Here is a 21575-nt window from a genome sequence, read left to right on the forward strand (position 1 = left end):
CTTTTTCCTTCAGGAAGACAGCGGCGTTCCTTTCAGGAGATAACGGATATCGGCGGGCTGAGTGGGCTTCTTGCGCAAGCGCGCTGTCTTGTCGTGCCAAATCCCGTTAGTGATGGCAGGAACGGCGGGAAGGCGCCGCAATGCATGAACCATGGCGCCACCCAAGCCACGCTGTGATTTGGCGTCGAGGAAATCCCGTAACTCGAACTTCTCCCGAATGTGCCGCTCATGCTCCTTCAGCACCGATTGTTCTTCCGCAGAGAGAGCGTAGTCGGCAAGAATCTTGCGATCGGCCTCGTAGAGCAGCCTCAGATCCTGCGTGCTGTGTCGTCCGCTCAAAGAATTGCCGCGCACGATGGCACCGTAACCGCAATTGCGGATGACCTTGTATCGTGCGCCTGAGGCGAGTGCCCGAACGTAGAGTTCGTAATCCTCACCAAGCCGCAGAGCTTCGTCATAGCGAAGCTGGTGCTGGTCGAGAAACGATCGGCGGATGACGGGTTTCAGAAAGCCGGTTTCACCGCGCTCAATTCCTCTCGTCGAAATATTCCCCGTCACGAATTCCGTAAGCGTCAGGAAGTGATGCTGGGGAGCAAAGCGACGGGGAATGATATTGGTGGCCGAAGGTGACCCTTGCTGAATGAAGGCAATATTGTCCGCGACCAGATCCCAGTCGTCCTCCGCAACCATTGCAGCAAAGCGGCCTTGGAAAAAGAAATCGTCAGCATCCAGAATGCTGATCAGCGGCGCCGACGAAATGCCGATCGCATGATTGCGCGCGGCAGAGGGACCGCGATTGATATCGAAGCGCTCGACAATCAGCCGTCCCGTTCCATCATCGCATTGCTTCGCAACCTGAAACGTGTCGTCGGTGGATGCATCATCGATGACAACGACCTCCGAGACTTCCGGCTCCACCAGCGCTGATCGGATCGCCTCGGCGATCGTCGATGACGCGTTTTTAGCCGCTATGATGACGCAGATGGATTGTGAGCCCATGACTTCGCTCCCGTTCTTCAGCATTCGACACGATTACTGCCGAGAAAACATGTCAGGGATGAGGAGAGGAAAGTGCTATTTCGCACCTGCGAAATATATTCAAAGCGCTTAAGGAGGTCAGCGCGGTCAGATGTCCTTCAGCGTCGGGCGATGACGACTGACGGCCGAGATGGGGTCCGGGCCTGCCTGGTCGGCTGAAGCAGGTCGATCCTTCTGAAATTCCAGTGTCTTGCGCATGCGCTTCTTCTCGCGCGATACCATGAAGACGACACCGATGAAGTAGCAGATCTGAATGACGACAAGCGAGATGGCCGTCTGTATCAACGTCGTGTAGAACGAGCCATGGATCCAATAGGTCGCCACTGCGAACACCAGTAAGGCGCAGATCATGCTGACGAAAACGCGGGGCGCGTACATGTCTCTCTCCTCGCCTGATGCTATCCCAGTTTGTGGGATACAATTTTTCATCGGTTCTTTTTCCATAAAATATATGGGCAAATTGGCATCGTTTCAACCAAGTAATAGGCTCAAATACCCCGCTGAACATGAAATTCAGGTAAGGTTTCAAGGTAAAAATCTGCTCAACAAGGATATTTTCGCATCAGAGAATGCACCCTCGCGCGGTCGCCCGTGACGAGAATCCTAAGCAAACCGTGACGTCCCGTTGCCGATAACCGGTTCCGCTTCGCCTCTGCAGACTTCGTTAACTATGTAGACCGTAAAACTTGGGAACCGATTCTCAAGCTGTCAGGTGTACGTGTGTCCAAGCGTTCCGAAGTAATTGCGTTTCCCGTCAAAAATCGTGTCCGCGACATTCAGCGTTGCGTTGACATGCTGGAGACCCTCCAAGGGGATCAGGCCAATCGGTTCTGGCGGGATGAGTGCCGCGCGCTTGCTGCGCATCTGACAGAACTTGGCTACGACGACACAGCCATGCGCCACGAGGTCATGGAATTCCAGAACGCGGTCCAGGCGCAGCTCTGGGCGCAATCCCAGACCGAAGAAGCCGCACGCCGCGATACGTACTAAAGGCCTCTCGTAATCCGTCGATCGGCGTCTAGCTTTTGTCGCGTGACTTGTGGCTGCGCCGAGAAGGTGCTGCGACGGAGTTTCTCACCACCAGATCGGGTGTCAGCAACACTTCCTGTTGGGTCGGCTCTTCATTGTTGAGAAGCTGCAACAGAAGCGCCATTGCATGTTTGCCGATGGCGCTGCGGGGCTGGCGAATGGTCGTGAGCGGCGGCGACATGAAGACGGCTTGCGGAATATCGTCAAAGCCCGTGACCGAAAAATCGTCCGGCACATCATAGCCGCGGGCGGAGAGGCCGATCATGACGCCAATGGCTGTCTGGTCGTTGACGCACATGAAGGCCGTCGGCAACCTGTCGCGCATGAACAGCTGCTCCACCGCCAGCCTGCCGCTTTCCAGTGTCCCATCACCTTCCAGGATCATGCGGCTACTTTTGGGAAGTCCAGCCGCGTCCATCCCTTCGTCGAACCCTGCGCGTCTTCGCATATAGGCAAGGCGGACTCTGGAATCGCCAATGAAGGCGATGTGCTCGTGGCCCTCGGCAATCAGCATATCCACGACTTTTCGAGCGCCTGCGGTATCGTTGACGCCGACATAGGGGATCCCGCCATTGAAGATCGGCTCGAAAACGCCGACGCTCGGTGGAAGGCGCGCCGTCATGGCCTGATGGCCGAAGGGCAATATGCCGGTAAAAAGGATAAGGCCGGCCGTCTGGTTGGCGTTGAGGAATTTCAGATATTCCAGACCGCGTTGGGCATCGTTCTGGGTGTGGCCGATCAATATGCCATAGCCGTGCGCCCTTGCCTCGTTCTCCAGTCCAATGAGAATATTGGAAAAGTTGGGGTCGCCGATATCGGGTGCGACCACAAGAATCATATTCGAGCGGCCGAGTCTCAGGCTACGCGCCACCGCGTTGGTGGTGTAGCCTGTGACGGCAATGGCTTGATTGACCTTCAACCGTGTAGAATTGGCAACCTTTTCAGGGTTGTGGATGGCGCGCGACACGGTGGCAATCGATACCTCCGCAATACGGGCTACATCTTCTATCGTGGCTGGTGGCGAATTGGACAAAGATAAGCCTCGGGTCTATCTGCGACCGGACACTACACACGCCGCGCGTTGCGTCAAATGGATTGATCACATCTGTGTAACAACTGCGAATGTAAACCTTTACATCGATCATGTAAAGGTTTACACCAGCCTTGCGGAATGGGAGCCGCATGGAGGAGTGGGATGGAAACCGTCGAGAACGGCAATGCTGTGCTATGCGCGCGCCGGGTTTCAAAATCGTTCAATGGAGTTCAGGTCCTCTTCAGCGTCAATTTTGAGCTGAAGGCAGGCGAGATCCATGCATTGATGGGTGAGAACGGTGCCGGTAAATCGACGCTGGTCAAGGTCCTCTCCGGCTTCGAGCAGCCAAACTCCGGTGAAATCCTTCTGGACGGGCATCCTGTGAAGCTGCCGCCAAACGGCGCCGCAGAGGCACTCGGCATCGTCATCATTCATCAGGAATTCAACCTTGCGGACCACCTGACCGTGGCCGAAAGCATCTTCCTCGGCCGCGAGGTGACCCGCTTCGGCGTGCTCGACAGAAAGTTCATGCGGGCGGAGACGCGGCGCATTCTCGATATCCTCAACTGTCATGTCGATGAAGACGCGATGATCTCGAGCCTCTCCATCGCGGAAAAACAGATGGTGGAGATCGCCAAGGCTATTAGCCGGGAAGCGCGCATCGTCTTCATGGATGAGCCAACCGCCGTTCTTTCCCGCGAGGAGACGAATTACCTCTTCAAACAGGTGCGTAAGCTGCGCGACCAGGGGACCAGTTTTGTCTTCGTCTCGCACAAGCTGGATGAGGTGATGGAACTGACCGACCGGGTGACCGTGCTTCGCGACGGCCATTGGGTGAAGACTGCGCCCACCTCGATGCTGGATGGCGAGGCGATCGCCCAGCTTATGGTGGGTCGCGAGCTTTCGAGCCTCTACCCTGCAAAACGCGAGCCGGACGTCGACGAACAGATTGTGCTCAATGTCAAAGGCCTCTCCACGGGTTATGTGAAGGACGCCAGTTTCGAACTGCGCAAAGGCGAAATCCTCGGCTTCTCCGGTCTGATCGGCTCCGGCCGAACGGAGTTGATGGAGGCGATCGTCGGTATCAAGGCAAGCCAGGCGGGAGAGGTGGAGGCCAATGGCATCACGCTGCCGTCGCATGATCTGCACGCGTCGATCGATGCGGGGCTGGCTTACATGACCAAGGATCGCAAATCCAAGGGCCTCTTGCTTGGCTCGGGAATGGGTCTCAATCTCACCTTGCAATCGCTCGACCGGCATGGCCGCTTCGGCTATCTCAGCTCCGGCAGTGAGGCGAGAGCGCTGGAAAAGGCGCGCCGTCGCTTCGACATCCGTGTGCGAGACGGCAATGTGATGGTTGGCCGCATGTCCGGTGGCAACCAGCAGAAGCTTCTGTTGGCGAAAGTCATGGAGACCGAGCCGAAGATCATCATCATCGACGAGCCGACACGCGGCATCGATGTCGGTACCAAGCAGCAAATTTATCATTTCATCTCGGCGCTTGCGCGAGACGGTCATTCGATCATCGTCGTCTCTTCCGAAATGCAGGAAGTCATCGGACTTTGCACCCGCGTTGCGGTGATGCGCGAAGGTCGGATCGTCGGCATGCTCGAGGGTGACGAGATCAACGAACACGAAATCATGCGCTATGCCGCCGGATTGAAAACAAAAACAGCCGCCTGAACGACCCTGTCAATTAAGGGGTCGTCGCGGGCAACAGGGGCAGGACGGGAGGTCTGTTGTGGGTATGAGTGTAAGTGAAGACGGCAAGGAAAAGAGTGTCCGCCGGTCGCGATCCTTTCGTGACGTGGATTTACGCGCCGTGGCGCCCTTTGTTGCGCTGTTACTGCTTTTGATCGTCGGCGCGCTGGTCAACCCGAACTTCATCAGCATCAACAATCTGGCCAATGTCGCAACCCGTAGCGCTTTCATTGCGATCATCGCCGTCGGCGCCACCTTCGTCATCTCCGCCGGAGACCTCGATCTCTCGGTTGGATCCATGGTTGCCTTCGTTGCAAGCCTTATGATCCTGCTGATGAATTCCGGCACGATTACCGACCCCGCACTGATGCTGACAGCGGCGATCGTGTTCACCGTCATTGCCGGTTCGCTCTGTGGTCTTGCCAACGGCCTGATCACAACGGTCGGCAAGATCGAGCCTTTCATTGCAACGCTTGGCACGATGGGCGTTTTTCGCGGCCTGACGACATGGCTGTCCCAGGGCGGCGCGATCACGCTGCGCGAACCACAGTTGCAGAGCATGTATCGACCTGCCTATTTTGGTACGATCTTCGGCATTCCCGTTCCGATCATCGTCATTCTCGCGGTGACGGCGATTGCGGCTTTCATCCTCTACCGCACGCGCTATGGCCGGCATGTGACCGCAGTCGGATCGAACCGCGACGTTGCCAAATATTCGGGCGTCGCCGTCAACCGCGTCCGCACCATCGCTTTCGTTATCCAGGGACTTTGCGTCGCGATCGCCGTCCTTCTCTACGTACCGCGCCTTGGCTCCACATCCGCCACGACGGGCATGATGTGGGAATTGCAGGCGATTACGGCCGTCGTCGTTGGTGGCACGGCGCTGAAGGGCGGGGCAGGGCGCGTATGGGGCACCATTTGCGGCGCTTTCATTCTCGAACTCGTCGGCAACATCATGCTGCTCTCCAACTTCATCAGCGAGTATCTGATTGGTGCCATCCAGGGTGCGATCATCATCATCGCCATGTTGGTACAGCGTTCGCTGATGCGCCAGCGGTGACAGCTGGCTGCCCCAAGGCGGGGCGGCTTGCTCAAAGTCTTGGAGCGCTTCTGATTGTCCATCGGACGCAAAGCGCTCCGGAAACACCGGGTCGAAAGGTCGCCCGGCTTCGGAATCGAGACCTTATCTGTTGGGAGGAAGACACATGCGTAAAAGACTGTTGGGAATGGCTGTCGCCATGGTGGCGCTGGCGGGGGCAGCACATGCGGAAGACAAGAAGGTCACGATCGGCGTTTCGATCCCGGCCGCCGACCATGGCTGGACATCGGGCGTGGTGTTTCATGCCGAACGTGTTGCCAAGCTTCTGATGCAGGAGCATCCGGGGCTCAACGTGATCGTCAAGACATCGCCCGATGCAGCAACCCAGGCGAATGCGGTACAGGATCTCGAGACCCAGGGCATCGATGCGCTGGTCATCCTGCCGTCCGATCCTGATCCGCTGGTCAACGCCATCAAGGAAGTCAAAGGCAACGGCAAGTTCGTCGCCCTCGTTGACCGCGCTCCAAGCGTCAATGACGACACCGTGCGCGATCTCTACGTCGCCGGCAACAACCCGGCACTCGGCGAAGTCGCTGGCAAATACATCGCGGAAAAGACACCAGAAGCTGAAGTCGTCATCATTCGCGGTCTTCCGATCCCGATTGATCAGCAGCGCCAGGACGGTTTCGACAAGGGCATTGCCGGCTCCAAGGTGAAGGTTCTCGACCGCCAGTTCGGCAACTGGAACCGCGACGATGCCTTCAAGGTGATGCAGGACTATCTGACGAAGTATCCGAAGATCGACGTCGTATGGTGCCAGGATGACGACATGGCCGTTGGCGTTCTGCAGGCCATCGAGCAGGCCAAGCGTACCGACATTCAGTATGTCGTTGCCGGTGCAGGCTCCAAGGACATGATCAAGAAGGTCATGGATGGCGACAAGATGATCCCGGTCGACGTTCTCTATCCGCCGTCGATGGTGGCAACCGCCATGGAGCTGACCGCTGCCAACTTCTACGATCAGGTTCCGGTTCGCGGCACCTATATCCTGGATGCCACGCTGGTGACGAAGGACAACGCGAAGGACTTCTACTTCCCGGATTCGCCGTTCTGATCGTATCGAAGCATATGATGAGAGGCCCGCTGTCGAAGCGGGCCTTTTGCGTTTAGAGCACCCTGCGCCGTGTTGGGCGCACCATCTTCTTTGATATACGCATCGTGCTTTCCGAAAAGCGATTCCGATTTTCGGGCCGATGCTGTAAGGTCAATTTACTTCACAATGCTGTCGCTCAAGAGAAGCGATTGGCGCGGAAGGGGTCGACGGTGATCGACGTATCGCGCTCGCAGACCAGTTCCGTGACAAGACGTGCTGTGGCCGCTGATTGCGTCAGTCCGAGATGGCCGTGGCCGAAGGCGTAGATGACGGAGCGCGCGGCGCGCGACGGCCCAATCACTGGAAGACTGTCCGGCAGCGAGGGGCGGAACCCCATCCATTGCTGACCGCCTTCGGTTTTCAAGCCGGGCAGGAAGCGGCTCGCCTTCTTCAGCATCGCTTCGGAGCGGCGGAAGTTCGGCGGAAGGTCGAGGCCGCCGAGTTCGACGGCACCCCCCACACGCACGCCGCTCGACAGTGGCGTGACGACAAAGGCATGGTCGTTGAAGTAGATCTGGCGTTTCAAATCGAAGCTGCCTGCGGGAAGGGTGGTGTTGTATCCACGCTCGGTTTCCAGCGGAACGTCATTGCCAAGAGATGCGGCAAGCGGCTTCGACCAGGCGCCAGCTGCCAGGATCACCTTGTCAGCGTCGATCTTGTCGCCATTGGCAAGCGTCACGATGGTGCTTTCGCCCACCGCTTCGATCCTTACGGCTTCACCTTTTCTGAAGCTAGCACCGCGCGCAATTACGAGTTCGGCTATGGCTTTGGTAAACTCGTGAGGGTCGCTGACCTGAAGGCCTGACGGCGTATAGACCGCGTGCTTGAACTGCGGCGCGAGACCAGGCTGCAGCTCATCGATCTCGGTGCGGCCGATCTTGGAGAAGACGAAACCGGCTTTGGCCTTCTCATCCCAGTGATGGCTGGACGCATCGAAGCTCGCGCTCGTATCGTAGAGATCGAGCGTGCCGGTGTTGGAGATGAAGGAGGACAGTTCCGGCATCGCGGCCACATGCTGCATCTCGGATGCGGCAAGCGCCATCATCCGCGTCTGCACCCGCATGCCATGTTCGAACATGCGCGGCGAACTGGCTTTCCAGAAACGCCATAGCCAAGGTGCGATTTTGTGGGCGTAGGCCGGCGGAACGCTGAGCGGGCCGAGCGGATCGATCAGCCACTTCGGCGCCTTCTTCATGATCCCGGGGGCTGGCATCGGAATGATTTCCGGAAAGGCCAGGATGCCGGCATTGCCGGCACTGGCGCCGCGGGCAATTTCGCCGCGCTCCAGAAGCGTGACGGACTTCCCTTCATTCTGCAAATAAAGCGCCGACATGACGCCGACGATCCCCGTGCCGATAACCAGCACTTCGCATTTGCCCAGAGAGCCGTTTCTATCCATGTCTCATCCATTCGGAACGAGATAAGCGCCGATCGCAAATCCGTCGCTTGCCTACCATTTTTGAATATTGTTTGTCGACTGGGGCGTTTCGTGGAAGTCCACGCCCAGCAGTTCAAGAGCCAGCGTCGTGCTTCAGGGCTACTTCGGGGATTTCACCACATTGTCCGGCGTGATCAAAGCATAGCTGAACCGCTGCATCTTGCCTTCGACAGGAAAGTACATCGGCGCCTCGAATGTGTTGACGCTTACGTCGCTCAACGTCACACCCATTTGCGCCTGCAGCCAATCCACCATGCCAGCCGACTGGTCGCGTCCGGTAACCCAGACAAACAACACGGGATGATCGCTCGACAGCGCGAAGGCCGGATCGAAGTCGTCATAGGTGGTGGTGGCAACCGTGGTGTCTGGAAAGACAAACCGCAGGTTTCCACCGGTGTACCAGTCGGAGGTCACGATGAGAGAAGGCGAGATTCCCTTCTCTTGAATATGCTGCCGGAACACCTGCCAGTCGTTGTTGGATCTCGATGTCTTGCCGAGCATCGCCTGGACCGGCACGGAGACGATCAAAGCGACTGGCAAAATGGCCATTACGACGAGGCAGACGGGGAGAACTTTCTTGACGAAAACGGCCGGATCGAATGACCTCTGTTCAAGCCACAGCGCTGCGAGGATCGGGAATGGCATGACGAGCGGGAGCAACCATCTGTCTCTCACCTCCGTCATCGTCGTTGCTATGATGACGATGAGGAGAACCGCTGCAAGCGCGATGAAGTAATGCAGGAAGAAGCGGAGCCAAGGCGAGACCTGTTGCTCGCCGGCTGTGGTGTCCGTCCTCTTCACACTTGACGCAAAAAGCACCAGTGCAGGCAGGATCATCACAATCGCCGATCCCGAAAAGACGTGCGCGATGCCCGTCAGGATCTGCATCCACCGGCTTTCCGGTGCCTCTTCCGCCATCCGCCGCAGTGTCACATCCGAGGCAAATTGCAGGTTGTCGAAGAGCCATATCGAATGCGGCAGGAAGACGAGCAGGCTGATCCCGATCGTCAGCAGAATGCGCCAATCGAAGATGCGCTCGCGCCCCTTTGGATGAAGCCAGACGGCAAGGAGGATCGCGGGAAGGATGAGAACGAAATTGTATTTCGACAGCATCCCAAGGCCGACCGCAACTCCGGTCAGCACATAGCCCATCGTGGTTGGCGTCTTAAGAAGCCGGACGCTCAGATAGATCGCCCAAAGGCTGGTCAGCATCAGCATTGTCGTGTGGGTGAGATCGCGCTGCGCTTGCCAGAACAGTTGAGGGCTCACGAAGAACGCCAGTGACGCAACCAGGACCAGAGACTTCTCTCTCAAGACGAGGTCCGACAGTTTCACATAGGTCGCAAATACCAGAAAAAGAATGAGGTTCTTGGCAACGGCGAGACCCAGCATCGAGGTGCCGAAGATCGCAAAGATTGCCTGCTGATACCAGTTGTAGAGCGGCGGCTGGGCGTCATAGCCAAACGCCAGCCACTGGGCAAACAGCACCTGCTGCGCTTCGTCTATGCGTAGTGCCGGAGGGAGCAGGAGACGAACGGCGATCTGAATGAGAAAGTAGACGCCAAAAAGGGCAATCACCGCGTTCGGATTGTTCACCAGAGAGCTTGTGAGTCGCCTGTAGAGACTGTTTATGCCCGACGCTCTATGCTCCAGACCTGTGCAGAGTGCCATTATGGATCCAGCTTTTCGTCATGCGCATTCGCCAGACTGGAGAATGTTTGCGGGGCGTTTTAGCATGGACTAATTATTTTGCGCGCGAAAAATCACGCTTTCGAGACAGAAAATTCTAGGGGATCTTTCGCGTAGCGAGGATGCCCGGCCCACCGGGCACCCCCCTTGGCATTAGCGTCCGGCGTTGTAGGCCGCGATCGCGGCCATGTTGACGATATCGCTGTCCTTTGCACCCATGGCGGTGATCTGCACCGACTTGTCGAGACCGACCAGCAGCGGACCGATCACGGTAGCACCGCCAAGTTCCTGCAGCATCTTCGTCGAGATCGACGCGGAATGGATCGCCGGCATGACGAGAACATTGGCCGGTCCAGAGAGCCGTGCGAACGGATACTGGCTCTGCATCTTTTGGTGGTTGAGGGCGATGTCTGCCGCCATTTCACCGTCCACCTCGAAGCTCACATTGCGCTTGTCGAGAATGCGAACCGCTTCGCGAACCTTGTCGGAGCGCTCACCAACGGGATGGCCGAAGGTGGAATAGGCAAGCATCGCAACGCGCGGCTCGTAGCCGAAACGCCGCGCCAGTCCTGCCGCTTCTTCCGCGATATCCGCTAGGTCTTCGGCGGACGGCATGTCGTGAACGGCCGTATCGGCGACGAAGACGGTGCGATTGCGCGAGACGACAAGAGAGACGCCGATGACGCGGTGGCCGGGCTTGACGTCGATGCAGCGGCGCACATCTTCAAGCGCTGTGGAGTAGTTTCGTGTCGTGCCGGTCACCATCGCGTCCGCATCGCCCATCGCCACCATGCAAGACGCAAAATGGTTTCGGTCGTTGTGGATCAGGCGCTGGACATCGCGCAGCAGCAAGCCTTTGCGCTGCAGGCGGGCATAAAGGTAATCGATGTAGGAATCGACCCGCTCGGACAGGCGCGCGTTGGTGATCTTGATGTTCGGACGGTCGAGATCGATGCCAGCGCGCTCGGCGTTAGCCTTGATGATGTCGTCGCGCCCAAGAAGGATGGCGGTGCCAAGCCCTTGCGCGGTAAACGAGATCGCCGCGCGCATGACCTGCTCTTCTTCGGCTTCGGCGAAGACCACGCGCTTTGGCGAGCGGCGGATGCGCTCGTAGAGGCGCTGCGTGGTGGATGCCATCGGGTCGCGGCGTGCAGATAGTTCGCGGGCATAGGCATCGAGATCGGGGAGCACGCGACGCGCAACGCCGGTCTCGATTGCAGCCTTCGCGACGGCGACCGGGATCGCCGAAATCAGGCGGGGGTCGAAGGGAACAGGGATGATATATTGCGCCCCGAAGCGGGGACGGTTGCCCTGATAGGCAGCAGCCACATCGTCCGGCACGTCTTCGCGGGCGAGATCGGCGAGCGCCTGGGCGGCTGCGATCTTCATCTCGTCATTGATCTGACTTGCACGCACATCGAGCGCGCCGCGGAAGATGTAAGGGAAGCCGAGAACGTTGTTGACCTGGTTTGGATAATCCGAACGCCCGGTTGCCATGATGGCGTCATCGCGAATGCGCGAGACTTCTTCCGGTGTGATTTCCGGATCGGGATTGGCCATGGCGAAAATGATCGGCTTCGGTGCCATGGAGCGGATCATCTCTTCGGTGAAGGCGCCCTTCTGCGAGAGACCGAACACCACATCCGCACCCTTCATCGCTTCTGCGAGTGTGCGGTTGTCGGTCTTCGTTGCATGAGCCGACTTCCACTGGTTCATGCCCTCGGTGCGTCCCTGATAGATGACGCCCTTGGTATCGCACATGGTGATGTTGGCAGGGTTGAAACCCATAGCCTTGATCAGGTCCATACAGGCGATCGCTGCCGCGCCTGCGCCGTTGCAGACGAGCTTGGTGGTGTTGAAGTCGCGGCCCGTCAGCGCAATGGCATTGATGAGGCCGGCAGCAGCAATAATGGCGGTACCGTGCTGATCATCATGGAACACCGGAATGTCCATGAGTTCGCGCAGACGGCTTTCGATGATGAAACATTCCGGCGCCTTGATATCTTCGAGGTTGATGCCGCCGAAGGAAGGGCCGAGATAGCGCACGCAATTGATGAAGGCGTCTGCATCTTCCGTGTCCACTTCCAGATCGATGGAGTCGACATCAGCAAAGCGCTTGAAGAGGACGGATTTGCCTTCCATCACCGGTTTGGACGCCAGCGCACCGAGGTTTCCGAGGCCAAGGATGGCAGTTCCGTTGGAAATGACCGCCACCATGTTGCCGCGCGTGGTGTAGTCATAAGCGGTGGCAGGATCTTCCGCGATCGCTTTCACCGGGACTGCGACGCCAGGGGAATAGGCAAGCGACAAATCCCGCTGCGTTGCCATCGGCTTGGTCGGAACGATTTCAAGCTTGCCGGGACGGCCTTCCGAATGGAAATCCAGGGCTTCCTGATCCGTAACCGATGTTCTTGTGCTGGCGGGCTTTGACGAGTCTGACATGAGCTTGCGGTACTTTCCGGCTATCAACAGTATAAAATCTCTGCCGTAGTTATTGTATTTTCGGCGCTGGTGCCAAGGACTGAATGTTGTTCACTGCAGCAAAATTGAAGACGAGAACCACCGAGACAGATTCAATCGATTAGTTTGCAATTCCTCTTGTTAATCTTTGCTTCGGACGTCAGGCGCAGTGTGGATAACGGGCGAGAGCAATGCCGCTCTTGTGCTGATGTCGCGTCCACACCATCGGGAGTTCGTGGTTTGCGCCGCTTACAGGCTTTTCTGCCCGAGGGACTATTGATAAGTCCTCCTTATGAAAATGACTCTTTCGCCATTGTCATTCCGGCCCAGACGACGCTATACCGCCGGTAGTGGTTTTGGATGACGGCAATGTCTCGTCCTCCGAACCCTGGGAGGATTTGTTCTGGTATTTTGGTCGTCGGCCACAGGGTCGGCGACGATCTATGCAATGAATGGATCGATATGACTGTCACGGCGGACGTCTTTCCCCTCAATCGTCCTTGTTCGGTTGCGCCAACCTCATCGAGGTTCCGTCCAGAAACTCTTCCTGCGAACTGTCCCGGCGGTGCCGGAAACCGAATGATTATCGAGCCTTCCTTTTTTCGGTGGCTCTCCAACCGGATATTGACTCTATGAATAAATCTGCAAATTCACTTTCACTTCCAGCCAGATTATGGCTGTTGGTGCTGGGCGTGGTCATCCTTGCCGCGGGCTTGTTCTTCGCCATCGGCGGCGGCAAGCTCTTTGCGCTTGGCGGCAGCCCCTATTTCGTCACGGCTGGTGGAGCGCTCGTCATCTCGGGCCTGCTGATCATCCTGCGCAAGCCTGCCGGCGCTCTTCTTTTCGGCCTTGTTTTCATCGGCACCGCCATCTGGGCGGTGTGGGAAGCAGGGTTACACTTCTGGCCGCTGATCTCGCGTTTGCTGGCGATCGGCGTCGGTGCAACGGTGGTTGCGCTATCCTATCCGCTTTTGCGGCGCGCGCAGGGTAAGACACCTGCCTATGGTTCCTCCTTTGCCATTGCTGCCATCTTGGCCATCGCCTCCGGTGCCGGTTTTGCCGGCATGTTCGTGCCGCATCCAACTGTCGCCTTCAAGGGCGAGGCGGCTCAATTGACTCCGGTGACGGCTGGCAATGAACAGAAGAACTGGGAGCATTACGGCAATACCGTAGGCGGCAGCCGTTTCGTGGCTCTGGATCAGATCACCCGTGACAATGTCAAAGACCTCAAGGTCGCCTGGACTTATCACACTGGCGATACGCCGATCAGCCCCGGTGCAAATGGTGCGGAAGATCAGGAAACGCCGCTACAGGTGGGCGACACCGTTTTCCTTTGCACACCCCACAACAATGTCATCGCTCTCGATGCCGATACGGGTGCTCAGAAGTGGAAGACGGAAATCAACGCCAAGTCGTCCGTCTGGATGCGTTGCCGCGGTCTTGCCTATTTCGATGCTAAGGCACCGTTGGAACAGCCGACCGTACCTGGCTCAACGCCTGTCACGCCCGTAACTGTTGCAGACGGTGCGCTTTGCCAGCGCCGTATTCTAATGAACACGATCACGGCTGAGCTGATTGCGCTTGATGCCGATACTGGAGCGTTTTGCCCGGACTTTGGCACCAATGGTCGCGTCGATTTGAAGGTCGGGCTCGGCAACGCGCCTGATCCGCAATATGTGCTCACCTCCGCACCAACGCTTGCGGGCACCACGGTCGTGGTCGGTGGTCGCATCGCCGACAACGTTCAGGTCGATATGCCAGGTGGCGTGATGCGTGGCTTCGATGTGATGACCGGCGAACTGCGCTGGGCCTTCGACCCGGGCAACCCCGAGATCACCAAGCTGCCGCCCGAAGGCCAGACCTATACGCGCTCCACGCCGAATGTGTGGGCCGCAATGTCCTATGATCCGGCGCTGAACACTGTCTTCATGCCGGTCGGCAGCCCCTCCGTCGATCTTTACGGTGCAACGCGCACGCCGCTCGACCATAAATACGGCGCATCGATGCTCGCTCTTGACGCCACGACGGGTCGTGAGAAGTGGGTTTACCAGACGGTTCACAACGACCTCTGGGATTTCGACGTGCCGATGCAGCCAAGCTTCATCGACTTCCCGAAGACGGATGGTACGACCGTGCCCGCTCTCGTTTTCGGCACCAAGGCTGGCCAGATCTACGTCCTCGACCGTGCCACGGGTCAGCCATTAACCAAGGTGGAAGACGTCCCGGTCAAGCCGGCCAATATTCCAAACGAGCGTTACGCGCCAACACAGCCACGCTCCGTCGGCATGCCGCAAATCGGTGCGCAGACGCTCACCGAAGCGGATATGTGGGGCGCGACCCCATTCGATCAGCTTCTGTGCCGCATTGCTTTCAAGGGCATGCGCTATGACGGCCTCTATACCGCGCCTGGCACTGACCTGTCGCTCAGCTTCCCGGGCTCGCTTGGTGGTATGAACTGGGGCGGTCTATCGACCGATCCGACGACGAACACCATCTTCGTCAACGACATGCGTCTCGGCCTGTGGATCCAGATGAAGGAAGCCGCACCGACCAAGGCAACAGCAAGCGGTGGCGAGAGCGTCAATACCGGCATGGGCCTCGTGCCGATGAAGGGAACGCCTTATGCCGTCGACAAGAACCGCTTCCTGTCCGCACTCGGCATTCCCTGCCAGGCGCCGCCCTACGGCACGATGACCGCCATCGACATGAAGACACAGCAGATCAAGTGGCAGGTTCCTGTCGGCACTGTCGAAGATACCGGCCCGCTCGGGATCAAGATGGGTCTTCCGATCCCGATTGGCATGCCGACCCTTGGTGGTACGCTCGCCACGCAGGGCGGTCTTGTCTTCATCGCCGGAACGCAGGATTACTATCTGCGTGCCTTCGACACCGCGACCGGCAAGGAAGTATGGAAAGCCCGCCTTCCCGTGGGCAGCCAGGGCGGCCCGATGAGCTACAAGTCGCCAAAGACCGGCAAGCAGTACATCGTTATTTCGGCTGGCGGCGCGCGCCAGTCTCCCGACCGCGGCGATTACGTCATCGCTTACGCGCTGCCGGAATGATGACGACAAGATGCAATGAATGACGATCGGACCCGGGAGCAATCCCGGGTTCGTGTGTTTTGGAGAGCAGAATACCGCCGGAACCGCTCACTTTGGAGGGCGTTAGGGGCCCCGCGTCGGGCAGTAACCATTTCGATCAACAGACTATTGACGGGTTGAGCTGATAAGTTTCGTATTCGCCCAAGAACGGTCATAGCGATGTTGGGAAATATCTATATGGTCGGCGCAGGCATTTTTAGCTTGGAAAGGTTTTATTTGTGAAGGAACTATCTCGAAAGATCACCCCAGTACTTCTGGCAGGCGGCGCTGGATCTAGACTTTGGCCAGTATCACGGGATCAGTTGCCCAAACAGTTCCAGCCTCTTGTCGGAGAGCTTTCGACATATCAGCAGACCTTAAAGCGCGTCAGCGACAAAAGCCTCTATGCGGAACCGCTGGTGATCACCAACGAGGATTTTCGCTTCTTCGCAAGACGACAGGCCGAAGAGATCGATCTGCCAGCAACCGTCGTTCTGGAACCGGCGCGCCGTGACAGCGCTGCCGCCATGGCTGCCGCAGCATTGCTGGCGGATCGGCGCGAGAAAGGGTCGCTCGTTTTGGCGCTCGCGGCAGACCATGTGGTGCTGGACAGTGATCTTTTCGCCGATGCCGTGAGGCTGGGTGCGCAAGCGGCAGAGCAGGGCAACATCGTGGTCTTCGGCCTGACGCCCACCGAGCCGCGTACGTCCTATGGCTACATCAATCCTGGCGAAGCTATCAACGGAAATCCGGACCTTTGCGTTGTCGAAGCGTTCGTCGAAAAGCCGGATGAGGCGCGTGCTGTCAGCTACGTTGAGAAGGGCTATCTCTGGAATTCCGGCAACTTCCTGTTTCGCTCCGACATCATGATCGAAGAGTTGAGGAGCCATGCTCCAGAGATCCTGGCCGCAGTTCAGGCGGCCGTGGAGAACCAGGAAGTCGATCTCGGTTTCGTTCGCCTGCACAAGGAAAGCTTTGAGTCCTCGCCGAAGAACTCGATCGACTATGCTGTCATCGAGAACACCAAACGCATGGCCGTCGTGCGGGGGCATTTCCGTTGGTCCGATATTGGTAGCTGGGATGCCATTTGGGAGATTGCCGACAAGCATGGCGCTGACAATGCGATCGAGGGGCAAGGGATCATTATCGATTCCGAAGGTTGCCTCGTGCATTCCAACGGCCTGTTGACGACTGTCGTCGGCGCCAAGGATCTCGTCGTCGTTGCCACGAAGGATGCGGTTCTTGTCACGCCGAAGAATCGTGTTCAGGACGTCAAGGGCCTGGTGGAAACTCTGAAAAGTGGCGATCATTCCTTGAAAACGGAGCGGCACAAGCGCGCCTACCGTCCATGGGGTCATATCGAGCAGACGGATTCCGGGCACCGCTATCGTGTCAGCCACGTCAAGGTCGAGCCGGGCCACCGGATCTCGCTGCAGCAACACTATCACCGTTCAGAGCATTGGATCGTCGTTCGCGGCACCGCGACGGTCACGATTGAAGACCAGACCCGCCTTCTGACGGAAAACGAGTCGGTCTATATCCCGATCGGCAAGCCGCATCGCCTGGCAAATGAGGGCCAGATCCCGCTGGAACTGATCGAAATCCAGACCGGCTCCTATCTTGGCGAAGACGATATCGTCCGCCTGCACGACGACTACAAGCGCGAGTAGAGGATTAAGGCATCGGCGTCCCGGAACGTGGACCGGATCAGGCTGCGGAAGACAGCCTGACAGTTCCCTGTGCCGGCAGAAGTCTCAGCACTTCATCGGCATAGGCCATGCTGTTTTGAAGCGCCTTGTCGAGGTTGCTGACCTGTGACGGGTTCATCATGTGGAGATAGCCGCGGAACTCGAACATGTCGCGGAAGGCGGCACGTTCGATGATCGGCGTGTTGAGGACGTTGACGTCGCGCTTGGCCAGAAGCGCCTTTGCTGCCAGCAACGCGCGCGTGGTCACCATGGAATTCACGCGTGACAAAAGCACCGAGTGCGGGATCTTGATGCCTGCGCGATCGTCGAGATAGCGCAGCAGTTCCAGCACCTGTGCTGCGCCCTGCGCATCCATCGTGCTGCCCTGGACCGGAATGATGACGTGATTGGAGAGGCCAACTGCCGTCGCCAGAAGCGGGGACTGGGCGCCCGGCAGATCGACGATCACATGGTCGAACTTCTTGCGGTTGTCGAGCACATGCTGTTGCAGCGTGGTTATCGAAACATAGGTGATGACCGTAAGGTCAATGCGGTGGTCGGCATTATCGCGCCACTTCGAGAGCCAGCGCTGCGGGTCGGTGTCGATCACGCAGACGCGCAAGCCCCGCCGCGCAAGCTCCGATGCCAAGAGAAGAACTGCGGTTGTCTTGCCTGCACCGCCCTTGGTGTTTGCGAACGTGATGACTGCCATGATGAACCCGAGCGTAAAAAGAGGGAGGCGGCGATCATCGCGCAGGAAACCGCACCCATCTCATGGTGCGGTTCGATCATTCAACAATATGGTTAACAGCGTCTGAAGAGAAAGTGCGAGAAGTCAGCGTCTGTGGTCTTCCGCCATGATTTCACGGGCGATCTGATCGAGCGGAACGATCTTGTCGACGCCGCCATGCGCAATCGCTTCCTTGGGCATGCCAAAGACGATGCAGGAGGCTTCATCCTGCGCAATCGTGTAGGCTCCGGCCTGATGCATTTCCAGCATCCCGCGCGCGCCATCGTCCCCCATGCCCGTCATGATCACGCCCATGGCGTTAGACCCGGCGGAGCGGGCGGCGGAGCGGAATAGAACATCGACCGACGGCCGGTGCCGGGAGACGAGCGGGCCGTTTCTGACCGACACATGGTAGCGCGCGCCCTGGCGCTCCAGAAGCATGTGCTTGTCGCCCGGTGCGATCAGCACGTGGCCGCGCAAAACCGGATCGCCATCTTCCGCTTCCTTGATCTCGACTTCGCAAAGACCATTCAGGCGCTTGGCGAATGCCGCTGTGAACTTTTCCGGCATATGCTGGACGATGACCATGCCCGGTGAGTTTGCCGGCAGTCTCTCCAGCATTTCGCGCAAAGCTTCTGTACCGCCTGTGGAGGCGCCGACACAGATCACCATTTCGGTGGTGCGCGCCATCGCCTTGCCGGACGGCGGCGGCAGCACGGCATCTGCCGTCAACTTGGCCTGGGTGCCAAGCGAGCTCGACCCGCGAGGCTGGGCGCGCACGCTCTTGACGCGCGCATGTGCCGCACTCTTGACGACTTCGCAGATGCGCAAGGCGGATTCTGCCAGATGATCGGCAGCGCCGATGCGCGGCTTGAGAATGACGTCGACGGCACCGGCTTCCAGCGCCTGAATCAGCGTTTCGGAGCCTGCTTCGGTCAAGGAGGAGCACATGACGACCGGGATCGGGTGCTGCGACATGATCTTCCGCAGAAAGGTTATGCCGTCCATGCGCGGCATTTCGACATCGAGCGTGATGACGTCGGGCAGGTCTTCCTGGATCCTCTTCGCCGCCATGAACGGATCAGACGCTGCCCCAATGACCTCGATCGCAGGATCTGCCTCTAGCACCGCGGTCAGCGTCTGTCTCACGCTGGCAGAGTCATCAACAATGAGGACGCGTACTTTTTTGACCATGATAACCTACTGCTTGAGGAAAACCGTGTTGGCGACCTGCTTGACCGGCAGATTGATGCCGGTGACAGATTCCGAATGCCCGATCATCAGGTAACCGCCCGGCGCCAGGCACTTGCAAAGCTCGGTCAGCACGTGGGTCTGCGTCTTCTTGTCGAAGTAGATCAGCACGTTGCGGCAGAAGATGACATGGACCGGCGCGCCGATCTCATAGGACGGGTTCATAAGGTTCATGCGGGCGAAGCCGACCTTGGTGCGCAGCTTCGGCGAGATCCTGACGTCGCTGCGATGTTTGTCGCGTGCCTGCATCACGTATTTGCGCTGCAAGGCGGAGGGTACAGGCTCCAGAAGGTCACGATTGTAAATGCCGGAATGCGCCTTCTTCAAAACGTCTGTCGAGAGGTCCGTCGCGAGAATGCTGAAATCGGAGATCACACCCCTCTCCACGGCTTCCGCCATGACCATCGCCATCGTGTAGGGTTCAGCACCCGTCGAACATGCGGAGCTCCACGTCCGGGGCTGTCTGATCCCCTGCTTGGCGAGCGTAGGAAGAGCGGTTTTTTCGAGGAAATCAAAATGGTTCGGTTCGCGGAAGAAGTCCGTTTTGTTCGTCGTCACCACGTCGATGAGATAGATGACCTCGTCTTTCAGACCGTCCTGGCGGAACAGGTATTCGCAGTAGTCGCCAAAGGATCGAAAGCCTGTTGCGCGCAAGCGCTTGCGCAGACGGCCTTCCAGCATCGAACGCTTGGCGTCCGTCATCTTGATCCCGCAATAATCATAAATGAAACTGGATAGCTGGCGGAAATCGCGGGTGCTCAGACTATCTTCGAAGTTGACGCTAACAGCGGTACTCAATGACTCGTCCTTTCAGGCTGCGCGCATCGGGCCGTTGTCGACCTTGGCAAGCTCACCGGCGTCGCCAGAGAAAAGCTTTGCGAGATCGATGATGACGACGAAATCGCTTTCGCGGCGAACGACACCGGCGATGTAGCTGGAGTTCCAGCGAATGCCGATGTCTGGTGCGGTCTCGATCTGGTCCTGCCTGAAAGGCGCGACTTCAAAAACCTTGTCGGCAACGAGACCAAGCGCCAGCACCTTGTCGACGAAAGGAATGTCGAGCACCAGAATGCGCGTGTGCGAGGTCTTAACGGTCTTGGTCATGCCAAGGCGCAGGCGAAGGTCGATGACCGGAACGCCCTGTCCGCGCACATCCCTCAGGCCGAGCAGGTAATCAGGGCCGTGGGGGATCTTGAAGGCTTCTTCGTGGTCGAGGATTTCACGAACAACGTCCACAGGAACCGCGAAAACTTCCTCGCCAAGGCTGAACGTCACGTATTGCATGGTAGATGTAGGGCTCGCCATTTGCGTCTTCTCCAGAAGTCTTGGTCGACATTGCCGATTGAGCGGTTGTTACGTCAGGTCAGGGGAGGCGGGCCTGGGGCCCACATCCATAGTGTTCGTTAGCCAGCATGGCGGAAATCGCCGTCGTTCTCATCCGGGCCGCCCATGGACATGTCCAAGGCAAAACCCTTGGCACGCGCTTGTTGGGCATGGACCGCACTCGTCGGGGCAGGGCGACGGCCTGGCGTTGCGGGTTTTCCAGCACTTCGTAGTGCTGTCACCGGCGATGCTTGATGGAGAGGCGTTGGACGAACCGCAGGTGCATCGGCGCGTTCGACCTTGAAGAAGGCGATGCTCGCCTGAAGCTCTTCGGCTTGCGCAGCCAGTTCTTCGGACGTGGCAGAGACTTCTTCGGAAGCACCTGAGTTCTGCTGCGTCACCTTGTCGAGCTGCTGGATTGCTTCGTTGATCTGACTTGCTCCGATATCCTGTTCGCGGCATGCGGCAGAGATCTCCGAAACCAGTTCCGCGGTCTTGCGAATATCTGGAACCAGACGGTTCAGCATTTCGCCGGCTTCGGTCGCGACCTGAACCGTCTCGCCGGAGAGCGAGGAGATTTCAGCGGCTGCCGCCTGGCTGCGTTCTGCCAGCTTGCGCACTTCGGAGGCGACGACGGCGAAGCCCTTGCCATGCTCACCGGCTCGCGCGGCTTCAACAGCGGCATTCAGTGCCAGAAGGTCGGTCTGACGTGCGATTTCCTGAACGATGGAAATCTTCTGCGCAATCGTGCGCATGGCGACGACAGCACGGCCGACGGCTTCACCGCTTGCCTCTGCATCCTTGGAGGACTGGCGAGCGATCTTCTCGGTCTGGGCCGCGTTGTCCGCGTTCTGCTTGATGTTGGCGGCCATCTCTTCCATCGAAGCGGAGGCTTCTTCGGCAGAGGATGCCTGTTCGGTTGC

17 protein-coding genes are annotated in these 21575 nt (G+C 58.3%); 6 read left to right on the forward strand and 11 right to left on the reverse strand.

Annotated features, from left to right (window positions below; all coding sequences use genetic code 11):
• Positions 1-9: 9 nt before the first annotated feature.
• Together ACTJKV_RS14815 and ACTJKV_RS14820 are read right to left on the reverse strand one after the other, a co-directional pair.
• On the reverse strand, positions 10-999 hold the full coding sequence (locus ACTJKV_RS14815; protein WP_440598967.1) for a glycosyltransferase family 2 protein: 990 nt from the start codon (positions 997-999) through the stop codon (positions 10-12).
• Positions 1000-1125: 126 nt separating this feature from the next.
• A complete protein-coding gene (locus tag ACTJKV_RS14820) occupies positions 1126-1416 on the reverse strand; it encodes an exopolysaccharide production repressor protein (protein WP_440598968.1) in 291 nt (96 codons plus the stop codon).
• Positions 1417-1758: 342 nt separating this feature from the next.
• Here ACTJKV_RS14820 and ACTJKV_RS14825 point away from each other — a divergent pair, with 342 nt between their 5' ends.
• On the forward strand, positions 1759-2028 hold the full coding sequence (locus tag ACTJKV_RS14825) for a DUF6074 family protein (RefSeq protein ID WP_062424043.1): 270 nt from the start codon (positions 1759-1761) through the stop codon (positions 2026-2028).
• A gap of 28 nt (positions 2029-2056) precedes the next feature.
• Here ACTJKV_RS14825 and ACTJKV_RS14830 read toward each other — a convergent pair whose 3' ends face one another.
• Positions 2057-3100, reverse strand: coding sequence for a LacI family DNA-binding transcriptional regulator (locus tag ACTJKV_RS14830; protein WP_062445031.1), 1044 nt, complete (start codon positions 3098-3100; stop codon positions 2057-2059).
• A 162-nt stretch (positions 3101-3262) separates the two neighbouring features.
• Between ACTJKV_RS14830 and ACTJKV_RS14835 the strand changes: the two genes are divergently transcribed.
• The 3 genes from ACTJKV_RS14835 (at position 3263) to ACTJKV_RS14845 (ending at position 6954) form a co-directional block, all read left to right on the forward strand.
• Complete coding sequence (locus ACTJKV_RS14835) at positions 3263-4783, forward strand: sugar ABC transporter ATP-binding protein (RefSeq protein ID WP_440598969.1); 1521 nt, start codon at positions 3263-3265, stop codon at positions 4781-4783.
• 64 nt (positions 4784-4847) lie between these two features.
• Positions 4848-5861 (forward strand): ABC transporter permease, encoded by a 1014-nt coding sequence (locus ACTJKV_RS14840; protein ID WP_062424046.1) that lies wholly within the window; start codon positions 4848-4850, stop codon positions 5859-5861.
• A 145-nt stretch (positions 5862-6006) separates the two neighbouring features.
• Positions 6007-6954, forward strand: coding sequence for a substrate-binding domain-containing protein (locus ACTJKV_RS14845; protein WP_062424047.1), 948 nt, complete (start codon positions 6007-6009; stop codon positions 6952-6954).
• 175 nt (positions 6955-7129) lie between these two features.
• Here the strand turns inward: ACTJKV_RS14845 and ACTJKV_RS14850 are convergent, their stop codons facing one another.
• From ACTJKV_RS14850 to ACTJKV_RS14860, 3 genes are all read right to left on the reverse strand, one after another.
• Positions 7130-8392 carry an NAD(P)/FAD-dependent oxidoreductase gene (locus ACTJKV_RS14850; protein WP_440598970.1) on the reverse strand — a complete coding sequence of 421 codons (1263 nt, stop codon included), beginning with the start codon at positions 8390-8392 and terminating at the stop codon, positions 7130-7132.
• A gap of 138 nt (positions 8393-8530) precedes the next feature.
• A complete protein-coding gene (locus tag ACTJKV_RS14855) occupies positions 8531-10027 on the reverse strand; it encodes a glycosyltransferase family 39 protein (protein WP_440598971.1) in 1497 nt (498 codons plus the stop codon).
• Positions 10028-10273: 246 nt separating this feature from the next.
• Positions 10274-12562 (reverse strand): NADP-dependent malic enzyme, encoded by a 2289-nt coding sequence (locus ACTJKV_RS14860; protein ID WP_062445041.1) that lies wholly within the window; start codon positions 12560-12562, stop codon positions 10274-10276.
• 650 nt (positions 12563-13212) lie between these two features.
• On the opposite strand from ACTJKV_RS14860, the gene ACTJKV_RS14865 reads away from it, so the two are divergent.
• Positions 13213-15642, forward strand: a complete 2430-nt coding sequence (locus ACTJKV_RS14865) for a glucose/quinate/shikimate family membrane-bound PQQ-dependent dehydrogenase (protein ID WP_440598972.1) — start codon at positions 13213-13215, stop codon at positions 15640-15642.
• A 257-nt stretch (positions 15643-15899) separates the two neighbouring features.
• Positions 15900-17330: a mannose-1-phosphate guanylyltransferase/mannose-6-phosphate isomerase gene (locus ACTJKV_RS14870; RefSeq protein WP_440598973.1), complete on the forward strand. Its 1431-nt coding sequence runs from the start codon at positions 15900-15902 to the stop codon at positions 17328-17330.
• A gap of 37 nt (positions 17331-17367) precedes the next feature.
• On the opposite strand, the gene ACTJKV_RS14875 is transcribed toward ACTJKV_RS14870, so the two are convergent.
• The 5 genes from ACTJKV_RS14875 to ACTJKV_RS14895 form a co-directional block, all read right to left on the reverse strand.
• Entirely contained in the window at positions 17368-18060 is a 693-nt protein-coding gene (locus ACTJKV_RS14875; protein ID WP_062424054.1) for a ParA family protein, read from the reverse strand.
• A 123-nt stretch (positions 18061-18183) separates the two neighbouring features.
• Positions 18184-19272, reverse strand: a complete 1089-nt coding sequence (locus ACTJKV_RS14880) for a protein-glutamate methylesterase/protein-glutamine glutaminase (protein ID WP_113180078.1) — start codon at positions 19270-19272, stop codon at positions 18184-18186.
• Positions 19273-19278: 6 nt separating this feature from the next.
• Positions 19279-20127 (reverse strand): CheR family methyltransferase, encoded by an 849-nt coding sequence (locus ACTJKV_RS14885; RefSeq protein WP_440598974.1) that lies wholly within the window; start codon positions 20125-20127, stop codon positions 19279-19281.
• Positions 20128-20139: 12 nt separating this feature from the next.
• Positions 20140-20634, reverse strand: a complete 495-nt coding sequence (locus ACTJKV_RS14890) for a chemotaxis protein CheW (RefSeq protein WP_062424057.1) — start codon at positions 20632-20634, stop codon at positions 20140-20142.
• Between the two features lie 98 nt (positions 20635-20732).
• A partial coding sequence (locus ACTJKV_RS14895; protein WP_440598975.1) for a methyl-accepting chemotaxis protein occupies positions 20733-21575 on the reverse strand: 843 nt, incomplete at its 5' end.

It is taken from the genome of Agrobacterium sp. 22117, assembly GCF_052045735.1.
GTDB classification, from domain to species: domain Bacteria; phylum Pseudomonadota; class Alphaproteobacteria; order Rhizobiales; family Rhizobiaceae; genus Agrobacterium; species Agrobacterium cavarae.